Annotated in this window: 11 protein-coding genes; all 11 read right to left on the bottom strand. The window is 61.0% G+C overall.

The features are described from left to right. Positions 1 to 46: 46 nt before the first annotated feature. The 11 genes from ACTLLP_RS00845 to ACTLLP_RS00795 all read right to left on the bottom strand — a co-directional run bounded on the left by ACTLLP_RS00845 (position 47) and on the right by ACTLLP_RS00795 (position 12,430). A complete protein-coding gene (locus ACTLLP_RS00845; RefSeq protein WP_441059847.1) occupies positions 47 to 238 on the bottom strand; it encodes a Flp family type IVb pilin in 192 nt (63 codons plus the stop codon). 75 nt (positions 239 to 313) lie between these two features. Continuing rightward, a complete protein-coding gene (locus tag ACTLLP_RS00840; RefSeq protein WP_441059845.1) occupies positions 314 to 472 on the bottom strand; it encodes a Flp family type IVb pilin in 159 nt (52 codons plus the stop codon). 219 nt (positions 473 to 691) lie between these two features. Then, positions 692 to 1,846 (bottom strand): sensor histidine kinase, encoded by a 1,155-nt coding sequence (locus ACTLLP_RS00835; RefSeq protein ID WP_441059843.1) that lies wholly within the window; start codon positions 1,844 to 1,846, stop codon positions 692 to 694. Between the two features lie 131 nt (positions 1,847 to 1,977). Then, the gene (locus tag ACTLLP_RS00830) at positions 1,978 to 2,322 is read right to left on the bottom strand and encodes a histidine triad nucleotide-binding protein (protein ID WP_441059841.1); all 345 of its coding nucleotides are present in this window, start codon (positions 2,320 to 2,322) and stop codon (positions 1,978 to 1,980) included. A 4-nt stretch (positions 2,323 to 2,326) separates the two neighbouring features. Continuing rightward, complete coding sequence (gene rimO, locus ACTLLP_RS00825; RefSeq protein ID WP_441059839.1) at positions 2,327 to 3,637, bottom strand: 30S ribosomal protein S12 methylthiotransferase RimO; 1,311 nt, start codon at positions 3,635 to 3,637, stop codon at positions 2,327 to 2,329. After that, positions 3,634 to 4,362 carry a helix-turn-helix domain-containing protein gene (locus ACTLLP_RS00820; RefSeq protein WP_441059837.1) on the bottom strand — a complete coding sequence of 243 codons (729 nt, stop codon included), beginning with the start codon at positions 4,360 to 4,362 and terminating at the stop codon, positions 3,634 to 3,636. The genes rimO and ACTLLP_RS00820 overlap by 4 nt, the downstream gene beginning before the upstream one ends. Positions 4,363 to 4,446: 84 nt before the next feature. Next, on the bottom strand, positions 4,447 to 6,621 hold the full coding sequence (locus tag ACTLLP_RS00815; RefSeq protein WP_441059835.1) for a DNA translocase FtsK: 2,175 nt from the start codon (positions 6,619 to 6,621) through the stop codon (positions 4,447 to 4,449). Positions 6,622 to 6,636: 15 nt separating this feature from the next. Further along, positions 6,637 to 7,323, bottom strand: coding sequence for a TIGR03936 family radical SAM-associated protein (locus ACTLLP_RS00810; RefSeq protein ID WP_441059833.1), 687 nt, complete (start codon positions 7,321 to 7,323; stop codon positions 6,637 to 6,639). Then, the gene (locus ACTLLP_RS00805; RefSeq protein ID WP_441059831.1) at positions 7,295 to 9,151 is read right to left on the bottom strand and encodes a TIGR03960 family B12-binding radical SAM protein; all 1,857 of its coding nucleotides are present in this window, start codon (positions 9,149 to 9,151) and stop codon (positions 7,295 to 7,297) included. Before ACTLLP_RS00805 ends, ACTLLP_RS00810 begins: the two co-directional genes overlap by 29 nt. Positions 9,152 to 9,162: 11 nt before the next feature. Next, complete coding sequence (locus tag ACTLLP_RS00800; protein ID WP_441059829.1) at positions 9,163 to 9,828, bottom strand: murein hydrolase activator EnvC family protein; 666 nt, start codon at positions 9,826 to 9,828, stop codon at positions 9,163 to 9,165. A 163-nt stretch (positions 9,829 to 9,991) separates the two neighbouring features. Beyond that, on the bottom strand, positions 9,992 to 12,430 hold the full coding sequence (locus ACTLLP_RS00795) for an ATP-dependent Clp protease ATP-binding subunit (protein ID WP_441059827.1): 2,439 nt from the start codon (positions 12,428 to 12,430) through the stop codon (positions 9,992 to 9,994). Positions 12,431 to 12,445: the final 15 nt, after the last annotated feature.

The raw sequence follows: 12,445 nt of genomic DNA, 5'->3' as shown, positions 1-12,445 counted from the left end.
CCCGGATGCCCCGGGCAGGGTCGAAGGAATCCTTGTCCCCTATTTGCTAGGGGGTAGAGCCGCCAGAGGAGCCAGTGCCCAACGCCTGATCCACTTTCTCGTAGGTACCCTTAACCTTCGTACCGATGGCGGTAAGCACCCCAATAGCCACCACCGCGATCAGGGCTAGTATGAGCCCGTACTCCACCATGGACTGTCCTTCTTCGTCCCGCCAGATGCGCTTAGCCAAAGCAACCATACTTTTCACCCCCTTTGCTCAACCGGATGGAATTTATCTTCGGATAAGAACCGGGGGCGGAGCCCCGCTCCCGGGTTACCCGCCAAAAAGCGCCTCGCCTATCCTTTGGAAAGCGTCCGGCAGGTGCTGTCCCAGGGTACCCACTGCTACCAGCGCCACCAGGGCCACCAACCCCAGTAAAAGAGCCGTCTCGACCAGAGCCTGCCCCTCTTCTTCCCGCCACCAGGCCGACATTAGCCACCACCTCCCCGGAGCTTTTTCGGAATCACTTTCGACAAATTTCTCCCTCACTGCCGCTTTCTGTCGTAATTTAAGATACCAGGTCCCACCAGTTCTTTCCTAGCGACAACAGTCACTTTTTTCCTGGGACCAAAGTCACATCTAGAAATAAAAAGCCCGCCGTTGCGGGCTTTAAGCGCCAGCGGGCCCGTTGTTGCCAGGCCCGGAACCGCTTTAATGGCCTACAGTATCAGATTTCAACAAAGGCAAGAGCAGGCTCACCCGGCTTCCCTGGCCAGAGGCCGCTGCCAGCTCTAACTTCCCTCCCAGAAGCCGAGCCCATTCCCGAGCTCGCCAGATCCCCGCGCCGGCCTCCGCCGCTCTTCCCTCCTCCAGCGTCGGGCCCTGGCCATCATCCTCCACCTCCAGCTTTAACCAGTCGGGACCAAAACGCAGGTATACCCTGACCTCCTGCGCTCCCCCGCGCTCGGCCACGTTGCGCAGGGCTTCCCGGAAAAAACGGAAGATCACCGCTTCCTGAACCGGCGTCAGACGCTCCTCCCGGCCCTCGACCACGAACTCTCCCTGGAGCTGGTGCGCCTGCTTGAACTCCTCCAGGTAGCGGCGAAGGGCAGGAAGGAGTCCCATGTCCAATACCGAGGGGCAGAGTTCAAAAGCCGAACGCCGCACCCCCTCCACCCCGCTCTTGATAAACTGCTGCAGGGAGCGGAGTTCCTCCTGCACTTCTTCGGGCCGCTTGTCCAGCAGGCGCAGGCAATACTCCAAACGCAAAGAGACGCTGGACATGACCTGCACTAGATTGCCGTGAATCTCTCGGAGCAGCTGGCGCTGCTCCTGCTCCAGATCCTCCAAAAGCTCCAAGGACATGCCGGCGACCGGTACCGACTCTCTCGCCTCGCCGAGAACAGCCTGCCCCACAGTGTGCAAATGGTCGAGAAGAGCAACCGCTTGCTCCCGCAATTCCCGTTGCTCAGATAGTCGGTTCTCCAGCTCCTTGCGCCGCCGCTCCAGCACCTCCTCGCGCTCCCGCAACTGGCTGAGCTCAGCCTGCAATCGATCCACAGCAAGAAAAGCTTCCCGCAGCTGCGTCTCATTAGAATTGTTGTCGGCGCTGATTTCCGCCAGCCTCTGCCGAGCCCTCTTTCGCTCTTCTTCCAGAAGCCCAAGCCGACGCGCGTGCTCGCTCGCTTCCCGGTACACGGCCGTGAGCTCCTGCTCAAGCGCCCCTAGCCCCTCTTCCGCTTCGGCCAGCAAGCTCACCAATTCCTGCTGCCGCTCTTCCACCAGCCTAGTCAACTCTTTCCTGATATCCGCTAGGAGCTCCGGTAGGGGCACCGCCACCACTCCCTTGGCTCCCCCGTCTTCCATGTCCAGACCCCCCTTTCCCTAGTAGGCCGGACCCTGCGTTTTCTTTTCACTCCGCCACCTTCATGCTATCCCGGATATTCGCTCCTTTATCTCCCTATTTCTCCTACTAGGCAATAAATCCTCCAGCAAGTTTAACCCGGCGGCCACTGCAAAGGACGGCCGGCAATCAGGTGGTAGTGGAGGTGGAAAATCAGCTGCCCGCCGCCTTCCTGACAGTTGGCCACCAGACGAAAACCCTGCTCTTCCAGGCCCATTTCCCGCGCCACCTGCACCACCGCGCGGTGCAAACGCCCTATCACCAACTCGTCTCCCGGCTCCAGGTCGAAAAAGGTCGAGATATGCTTTTTGGGAATGAAAAGCAGGTGCACTGGAGCCACGGGGTTGATATCCTTGAAGGCTAAAATCTCTTCGTCCTCGTAAACGATCTTCGCTGGGATCTCTTTCCGGGCAATACGGCAGAAAAGGCAGTCCTCCACATCCTCAACCCCTTTCTTCCACCACGGCTTCAAGATCGTAGGTGCGTCCGCGGACGACGCGGGCATGCAGAAATTCGCCCACGCGCCGGGGGCGCTCGGAGCGTAGATAAATCCGGCCATCGATTTCCGGAGCCTCACGCTCGCTCCGGCCCCAGTAGAGCCCCTCCCGCTCCCCCTCCAGCAGCACGGTAAGCTCGCGGCCCACCCAGCGCTGCTGGCGGCGACGACTGAGACGCCGGGCCAACCGCAGCACCCGGCGGTAACGGCGCCACTTCTCCGCTTCCGGTACCTGCTCCGGCAGTGCGGCAGCCGGGGTTCCCTCCTCCCGATAGTAAGGGAACACTCCCACCCAATCCAGGTCGAGCTCCCGCAGCCCCCGGCAGAGCAGGCGGAAATCCTCCAGACGCTCACCGGGAAACCCCACAATGAAAGTGGATCGCAGGGCCACGCCGGGCAGAGCGGCGCGTAAACGCTGCACCAGGCGGTAGGGGTCGATCAAAGGCCGTCCCATACGCCTCAGCACCTCCGGCGCCAGGTGCTGCAGGGGAAGATCCAGGTAGCGGCATATTTTCTCTTCTTGGGCCATGGTATCCAGGAGTTCCTCGGTGATCCCAGCCGGATGGGCGTAGAGTATTCGCAGCCACCGGAGCTCTGGAAGGGACGCCAGCCGCCGCAGAAGGCGGGCCAGCGAGGGGCGGCCGTAAAGATCGCTTCCCCAGGCCGTGGTATCCTGAGCCACCAGGATCAGTTCCCTGACCCCCCTTCCTAACAACATACGTGCCTCCTCCTCGATGTCTTCCGGGGGGCGGCTGCGGAAGGGACCACGTATAGCGGGAATGCGACAAAAACGGCAGCGATGGTCGCAACCTTCGGCGATCTTCAGGTAGGCGTATGAGGCCACACCCAGCGGCTGCCGGGGAAGGCCCGGACCTAGAAACCCTGGAGGAGGCAAATATACCGGGCGCTGCCCTGCCCTGGCGGCATCAATCGCCTCCAGTATCCGGTCCAGCGCTCCGGTGCCAACGAGGCCATCCACCTCGGGTAACTCTTGCAATAAAGCCGCGCCGAAAAGCTCTACCAGGCAGCCGGCCACCAGGAGCACCTGTTCCCCCCGTTTCTGTTGCGCCAGTTCCAAAATGGTAAGCACCGCTTCCCGCTGCGCCGGTTCGATAAAAGCGCAGGTATTAACCAAAAGCACTTGCGCTGCCGCCAGATCTGGGGTTAGGGAAAATCCAGCCTCTTTTAGCTGACCCAGCATCACTTCGGTATCCACCTGGTTTTTGGGGCAGCCCAGGCTGACCACCGCTACCTTCAACCACTACCACCTTCGTTAAGAGTAAACTGACGGGTGACCACCTCCCCAGACCGGCCCAGATAGCCCAGGTCTTTACCGTTAAGCGTCACCGCCACGGCTCCAGCATTACCCAGCAACAACTGAACATCGCGCTTGGCCTGAAAGCTCTTTTCCTGACCCGCTTGCAACTCACCCTCGAAGGCCACCGCGCCATCGGTTATTACCCGCATCCAGCAGCGACTATTGGTCACCTTTAGCTTGAGGGTTATGGTCTGGGGTTTGGAGATTACGGCAGAAGGATTGGCGGGGGGTTTCTCCGGTACCGGAGGGCGCTGCACTTCCTCGGCCGTTGGGGAAGGGGGAGGATTCCCTTTCCAGTGTTGATAAGCTTTATTGATAGCAAAAAGCAGCAGCACCGCTGACAAGATCACTACTAGAGCCTTCCAGCCTTTGCGGCCGGAAGCATCGCTCTGCGCCAACAGCTGAGGAGGAGGTTGTTGCGGCGACTCGTCTGGGGGAGGGCAGAGTTGATCAAACTCCTCTGCCAATTGCAGCTCGTCCAAACCCAGGAAACGGGCGTAGGTCCGGAGAAAAGCTTTGCCGTAAACCCGCCCCGGCAACAAAGCAAAGTTCTCTTCCTCCAGCGCGGACAGGTATTTAATCCTTATTTTAGTAGCTTCGGACGCCTCTTCCAGGGACCACGCCTTGGCCTCGCGGGCCTCCCGCAGCTTCTCGCCGAGGGCCATGCAACAAGCACCCCCAAATTCTACAGCAAGCCACTCGTACTATAGCACAGCTGCCGGAACATAGTCAATTAGGGCGAAAATAAGCTATTTCTGCCGCCCGAAGAGCTGGTGGCACTGCTCCAACGTGATCAACACCGGCCGCGGCTTACTCCCCTCGAAGGGCCCCACGATCCCCCTGCGTTCCATCAGGTCGATCAAACGCGCCGCTCTAGCGTACCCTACGCGGAGCCGGCGCTGGAGAAGAGAAGCCGAGGCCTGACCGGCTCTAACCACGATCTCGACCGCCTGCGGCAAAAGCTCGTCTTCCGCCTCCTCCGCTTCACTTTCCAGGTCCTCTAAGGGCAAAGGGGCTGGCTTCTCGCCTCGGATGCTCTCTTTAAGGTATTCGACCACCATCTCCACCTCTTTGTCGCTGAGAAAAGCCCCTTGCACGCGGATGGGTTTGGAGCTGCCCACGGGGCTAAAGAGCATATCGCCCTTGCCCAGCAGTTTTTCCGCCCCGGCCATGTCCAGGATGGTGCGGGAATCCACCTGGGAGGAGACGGCGAAGGAGATCCGCGAGGGAATATTGGCCTTGATGAGCCCCGTGATCACATCCACCGAGGGGCGTTGGGTAGCCACTACCAGGTGAATGCCAGCCGCTCGCGCCATTTGGGCCAGCCGGCAAACAGCATCCTCCACATCCACCGGCGCCACCATCATTAAATCGGCCAACTCATCGATGACCACTACCATATAGGGCAGCGGCTCTTCCTTGTGGGCACGGTTGTAGCGCGCGATGTCGCGCACCCCAGCAGCCGCCAAGATTTCGTAACGCCGCTCCATTTCCCGCACCATCCACTTAAGGGTGGCGGCGGCCTTCTTGGCCTCGGTCACCACCGGGCAGACCAGATGGGGAATATCGTTGAACACCATTAACTCTACCATTTTGGGGTCGATGAGAACGAACTTCAAGAGATCCGGGCCCGATTTATAAAGGAGGCTGACGATGAGGGAGTTGAGACAAACGCTTTTGCCCGCGCCGGTGGCGCCGGCGATCAACAGGTGGGGACAGGCCATCAAATCAGCAATCATCACCTGCCCGGCAATGCCCTTGCCCAAAGCGATGGTCAGGGGAGAAGAGGAGTTCTGAAACTCTTTGCTCTCCAGGAGCTCCCGCAGGTAAACCAGGGAAATTTCTCGATTGGGCACCTCGATCCCTATGGCTGCCTTTCCGGGAATAGGGGCCTCCATGCGCACCCCCGAAGTGGCCATGGCCAGGGCGATGTCATCGGCCAGGCTCACGATGCGGCTCACCTTTACCCCAGGAGCCGGCTGTACTTCGTACCTGGTTACCGAAGGGCCGCAAGCCACCTGGGTTACTTTGGCCTTGATCCCAAAACTGGCCAAGGTATCCTCCAGCAAGCGGGCGTTAGCGCTGATCTCTCGCCCAGAGTCACCGCGCGGCCGGGGAGGAGAAGAGAGCAGCTCCACTGGCGGCGGCTGGTAAGCTGAAGGAAGGCGAGGCAACGGACGGGGAGCCGGTTTATCCGCTGGCGAAACAGGGCGTGGAAGGACGGTCTCCTCCCCTGCTGACTCGGCCGTAATTAGCACCGGCAAAGCTTCCTTTTCTGGGGGAGGCGAAGCCTCCTCCTGTTTCACCTTTTCTTCCACCTCGGTGTAAAGAAAGCTTTGCAGGCGCTGGTACAGTCGGCAAGACCCCGCACGCAGAGCTCGGGCGAGCTGGCAAAAAAATTCGCTGGGACGAGTGGAGGTTACGAGAGCCACGCCCAGCAGGCTCAGACTGGCCAGCAGAAAGCAAGTCCCCGGAACCCCGAAAGCTCGGCGCAGCCCCCAGCCCCCCAGCGCACCCAGAGCTCCTCCCCCCACTCCCAGCCAGCCCCGCGACCAAGCCTCTGCCGGCGAAAGCGCCGGGGGCGAAAACCAGAGATCGAGGAGCACCAGCAGGGTCAAGACCAACGCCGCACACCCGCCTAGACGCAACGCCGACTCGGGCCAAAATTCCCGGCGCAGCAGCAAATAACCGCACCAGCCCAGGAAAAAGGGAATCAAGAAACACCCGTCACCCGCCAAGGAGCGAGCCAGATGGCGCAAAAACTCCATCACGCTACCGCCGTCGGGAAACAGCAGCGCCACCGCGGTGAGCCCGGCCAGCAAGAAAAGGCCAAAACCTATTACCTCCCGGTTTAGAATCCTCTCGTCCGCCGGTTGCCGGGACTGCTTTGGACGACGGCTCTTTTTCTTCTTAAGGCGCGCCAAGGATTTCGTCTCCTCCTAAAAAAGCGGTGCCAGTTTTTCTCCCTGCTGCAGGAAGAAGGATTCGCGCTGGTAAATAAAGTCCTCCGGTTCGGTATCCCAGCCACCCGATTGCAGGAAATAAGCCACCACTTCCTCCGGGCGCACGCTCCCTTTCTGGCCGGTAGTCACCACCATCTCTAGCCTCACCCTATCACCCTCCACCTCAACGCTTAACTTTTTGAGGCCTGGCCGCAGGTCAACTTCCTTCTCACCCTTGGGACTGCGACGCCGCCAGGGTAAGGAAGTGGCGGCCAGCAGAGCTCGCACCGCCTCGCCAGCCGCGGCCGCTGTGACCCCCGGGAGTTCCCCTTCAGCGCGATAGAGCGCCGCCGCCACCAGAGAGGCCAGCGATGGCACCTCCACCGGGATGCGCCTCACATCGAGCAGAGTCAAACCCCGCAGAAGGTGAGGAGCCAGCTCCTCTCGCAGCCCCTGCGGAGGGAGAAAAGCGGTAAGGAAGACATCCACCAACTCGGCTTTTCCTCGCACTCCCACCCCCAGGGGGGCGGCGAACACCAGCCGAGGGCGGGGAGAAAAACCTTCGGAATAAGCCAAAGGCAAGGCAGAGCGGCGTAGGGCCTGCTCCCAAAGACGCACCGTATCCAAATGCCCCACCCAGCAAACCGGCTCCTCTTTAGCGAATACCAGCCGATAGCGATACACGCTTTCCCTCCTCCGCCAGCACCGGTCGGATCCCCAGGGAAGAGCAAACCCCGCAGCCCACGCACCTTCCCTCGCGGCAGTCGGGTGTGGTCTCCCCAAGATAGGCGCGATGATGCTCGGCCATCAGGAACTCTTTGCTCACCCCCGTGTCCAGATGCTCCCAGGGGAGGACCTCGGTGTGAGAATAACGCCGTTGAGCGTAGGAACGCGGATCTATCCCCGTCTCTGCCAGCGCCTCCTCCCAGCGGGACCAGGAAAAGCATTCCAGCCAGCCGTCGAAGCGGCAGCCGCGCCGCCAGGCTTCCACCAGGGCCGGAGCCAGGCGGCGATCGCCCCGGGCCAGCACCGCCTCCAACCAACTCATCTGCGGGTGATGCCAGCTTAATTCCACCCTCCGCTCCCGGCGCAGTTCTTGGCGCAAAAGTTCAATTCTCCCCCGTAGTTCTTCCTGGCTCACCTGCGGCTCCCACTGGAAAGGGGTGTGCGCTTTGGGGACGAAGCCGGCCACGCTTACCGCCACTCGCAGCCGCCCCCGCGGCACTCCGGACCGGGCTCCCACCGCGAGGACCTCCCGCACCAACTCTCCTATTCCCTGGACATCCGCCCTCGTCTCGGTGGGGAGACCTAGCATAAAATAGAGTTTTAGCCGCTGCCACCCGGCGTTAAAGGCTGCCTCGGCCGCCCGCAGCAAATCCTCCTCCGTCACCTTTTTGTTGATGACGTCGCGCAGCCGCTGAGTACCAGCCTCGGGAGCGAAGGTGAGAGAAGTCTTTTTCCCCACCAGCCTCTCGGCCACCCCCACAGCGAAGGCGTCCACCCGCAAAGAGGGCAGCGAAACGGTCAGGGGATGGGGCAGACGCAGGCAACCCAGATCCCGCAGCAAGGGGAGAAGACAGGTGTAGTCCGCCGTGCTGAGGGAAGTAAGAGAAAGTTCGTCGTAGCCGGTGCTCCGCACCACCGCCTCCCCCTGCCGCACCAAAGTGGGTACCCTCTTTTCTCGAACCGGACGGTAAATCATCCCCGCTTGGCAGAAGCGGCAACCCCGGGTGCAGCCGCGAAAAACTTCCAGCATGGCCCGGTCGTGCACTGCCTCCACCCAGGGAACCAGCGGGCGAGAAGGAAAGGGGGCCTGATCGAGATCGGCCAGCACTCGCTTACGCACCCGGGTCGGCACTCCGGGGCAGCGCGGTAGCACCGCCGTCCCTTCCTGCCGGTACAGAGAAGGCACGTAGAAACCAGGCCGCGTGGCCGCCTGACGGAGAAAATCCTGCTTGTCCCCTTCGCCGCGACGGTAAACCTCCAGCCACAGATCCAGGAGCTCGTGCACCGCCTCCTCCCCATCGCCCAGGATAAATAAATCGAAAAAAGGGGCCAGCGGCTCCGGGTTGTAGGCGCAGGGCCCACCCCCCACCACCAGAGGGTACCCTTCGCCTCTCTCTTCGGCGTAAAGGGGTATCCCCGCCAGGTCTAGCAAGTTCAACACGTTGGTGTAGGTGAGCTCGTACTGCAAGGTGATGGCCAACAGATCGAAGTCGCACAGCGGCCGACGCGATTCCAGGCTGAAAAGCGGGAGTTTTCGCGAGCGAAGCTGGGCCTCCATATCGGGCCAGGGGGAAAAAACCCGCTCCAGCAAGGCATCGGGGCGCGCGTTCACCGTGTGGTAAAGGATCTGCAACCCCAGGTAGGACATCCCTACTTCGTACACGTCTGGAAAAGCGAAAGCTACCTTGACATCCACTTGGTCCCAGTTTTTGACCACCGCGTTGTACTCGCCGCCCACATAACGAGCCGGCTTGCTCACCCGGAGCAGAAGCTTACTTAGTTCCAAAGAAATAACCATCACCTCGTTGTTTTCAGCCTGGACAGGGGATCTACCGGCCTACCCTGCTCCCGGTATTCTAACAGCAACTCTCCTTTGGGCCCTAGCCGTCCCAGGATATCGCCCGCCTTCAGCTGCTGCCCTACCGCCACCGCCACCTCTCCCAGCTGGCCGTAAAGGACAACCGATCCGTGGCCCTGGTCTAACAGCACGTAATTGCCCAGCAGCGGGTCGATGCTCACTTTGGTCACCATGCCCGGAAACACCGCCTTGACCGGAGCTCCAGCCGCTCCAGCGATAACCACCCCCGGTTGGAAGCGCTCCATCCCGTCCGCATCCCGGTACCAGCCGAAGGAGCGTATCACCTGCCCCTCAACTGGAAGCGACACCGCGCGCGGCTCCCCTCCCCCCACTGGCCGGGCCACCTCGCCCAAAAAGGGAACCGGCAGGTTAACCATTTCCATACCGTGGCGCCACACCCGCTCGATCACCGGGCGGTAATTCCACTCGGTGGTGAGCACCCAGCGCAGGCTCTCCTCCAACCTGGAACTCCAGAAATAGCTACTGCGTTTACAGCCCCAAATTATCAGAAAAATGGCCAGGGCCGCAACCACTTGCAGAATAAGGGAGCGCCCTGGCCTGGGCCGGTAGGGATTAAACCGGGGCCTGTATCCCGGCCTGGGCATGTCCTTATCCCTCCCCGCTTTGCTCTCATAACCCAATGTACGAGGGGAGGGACAGGAATATGCCGTCTAGCAACTCACGGGTAAACGCGCGGATAAAGCAACACCGCCGTGGCGCCTCCCGCCGCGGCAACGAGGCGCTTATCAACTCGACAGGCTCTCGCCGCTAAGCTCCGGCCCCCACCGGCTCTTTTCGCACCACCACTTCGCCCTCGGCCACATCCACCACTACCCGGTCACCCTTGGTGAAAGTGCCTTTGAGCATCTCCTCGGACAGCTTATCTTCCACCAGGCGCTGGACCGTGCGCCGGAGCGGGCGAGCACCAAAGTTTTCGTCGTAGCCCTTTTGCGCCAGCAAATCTTTCAGAGCGTCCGTAAAGCTCGCTTCCACTCCTTGCTCCTGTAAGCGCCGGGCCACATCCTTGAGCATGAGGTCCACGATGGCCCGGATATGCTCCGGCGCCAGCGGGTGAAAAACAATAACCTCGTCCACCCGGTTGAGAAATTCGGGCCGGAAGGTGCGTTCCAATTCCTTCAGCACCTTATCCTTCATCGACTCGAAGAGAGCCTTATCCTCCTCCGCGCGGAAGCCTAAAGGCGCCTCGCGCTTGAGGAGCCTGGCCCCTACGTTGGAGGTCATGATTATCACCGTGTTCTTGAAATCCACCGTCCGACCCTTGGCATCGGTCAAGCGCCCATCCTCCATGATCTGCAGGAGGATGTTGAACACGTCGGGGTGCGCCTTTTCGATCTCATCCAGCAAAATCACCGTGAAGGGGCGCCGCCGGACCGCCTCGGTCAGCTGGCCTCCCTCCTCATAACCCACGTAGCCGGGAGGAGCTCCCACCAGCCGCGAAACCGTGTGCCGCTCCATGTACTCCGACATATCGATGCGCACCATGGCGTCCTCGTCCCCGAAGAGGGCTTCGGCCAGAGCCCGCGCCAACTCCGTCTTTCCCACCCCAGTGGGTCCCAGGAAGATGAAGACCCCGATGGGACGCCGGGGATCCTTAAGTCCGGCTCTAGCCCTCCGAACGGCACGCGCCACCGCCGCTACCGCTTCGTCCTGCCCCACGATGCGCTGGTGCAGGAGTTCCTCCAGCTTCAACAAACGCTCCGCCTCTTCCACCCGAAGCTGCTTGACCGGTATGCCAGTCCAGCTAGAGACCACCTCGGCCACGTCCTCCTCGGTGACCACTAACTCCCCATCACTTTGCTTTTGCTTCCAATTCTCCCTGGCAGCATCCATTTCAGCCTTGATTTTGGCCTCCTGATCCCGGAGTTGCGCCGCCCGTTCGAATTCCTGCGCCGCCACCGCCGCCTCTTTTTCTTTCCTAACTTCCTCCAACTTCTGCTCCAGGTCTTTGAGATCCGGAGGCGGAGTGAAAGCGCGCAGCCGCACCCGGGAAGCCGCCTCATCAATCAGATCGATAGCCTTATCGGGCAGAAAACGATCGGTGATATAGCGCTGCGATAACCGCGCTGCGGCTTCAATGGCCTCATCGGTGATACGCACCCGGTGGTGCGCCTCGTAGCGATCACGTAACCCCCGTAGTATGGCAATGGTTTCCTCCACCGTGGGCTCTCCTACCATAACCGGCTGAAAACGGCGCTCCAGGGCTGGATCGCGCTCCACGTGCTTGCGATACTCGTCCAGGGTAGTGGCCCCAATGGTCTGGAGCTCCCCCCGCGCTAGAACCGGCTTCAGAATATTGGCCGCGTCGATAGCTCCTTCGGCCGCTCCTGCCCCCACAATGGTGTGAAGCTCGTCGATGAAAAGAATAACGTTGCCCGCGGCCTTAATCTCGTCCACGATCTTTTTCAAGCGCTCTTCAAATTCGCCCCGATATTTGGTGCCCGCCACCACCGAGGCCAGATCTAGGGCCACCACCCGCTTATTTAGCAGGACTTCGGGCACCTGACCGTTGGCGATACGCTGGGCCAGACCCTCCACAATCGCCGTTTTACCCACCCCGGGATCGCCTATCAACACCGGGTTATTTTTCGTGCGCCGGCTGAGAATTTGGATCACCCGTTCGATTTCCTTATCGCGGCCCACCACCGGATCGAGACGGCCCTCGCGCGCCATTTGCGTGAGGTCACGCCCAAACTGGTCAAGCTGAGGCGGCTTGGTCCGACCGGAAGGACTGGGCTGCCCTGGTCCCGAAGCGCCGGTATTGAGCATCTCCAAAACCTGCGCCCGCACCTTGTCCAAATCGGCTCCGAACATGGTTAGCACCTGAGCCGCTACCCCTTCACCCTCGCGGATGAGCCCCAACAACAGGTGCTCAGTGCCCACGTAGTTATGCCCCAATTGGCGCGCCTCGTCCACCGCCAACTCCAGCACCCGCTTGGCCCGCGGAGTAAGGGTCACCTCGTGAAGCACCGGCTCTTCCCCGCGCTCCACGATCTGCTCCACCTTCTCGCGCACCGCCTCGGCGCTTACGCCAAGATTCTGCAGCACCTTGGCGGCCACGCCCTCGCCTTCACGCAAAAGCCCTAGGAGAATATGTTCGGTTCCGACAAAAGGATAGTTCATGCTCCGTGCTTCCTCTTGAGCCAGAAGCAAGACCTTTTGAGCACTGCGAGTAAACCGACCAAACACCTCAACGTCACCTCC

The sequence above is a fragment of the Desulfothermobacter acidiphilus genome, assembly GCF_052073645.1.
In the GTDB taxonomy this organism is placed as follows: Bacteria; Bacillota; Desulfotomaculia; order Desulfotomaculales; family Ammonificaceae; genus Desulfothermobacter; species Desulfothermobacter acidiphilus.
The sequence above is the reverse complement of the archived record's forward strand: the minus strand, read 5'-3'. Positions and strand labels throughout refer to the sequence as shown.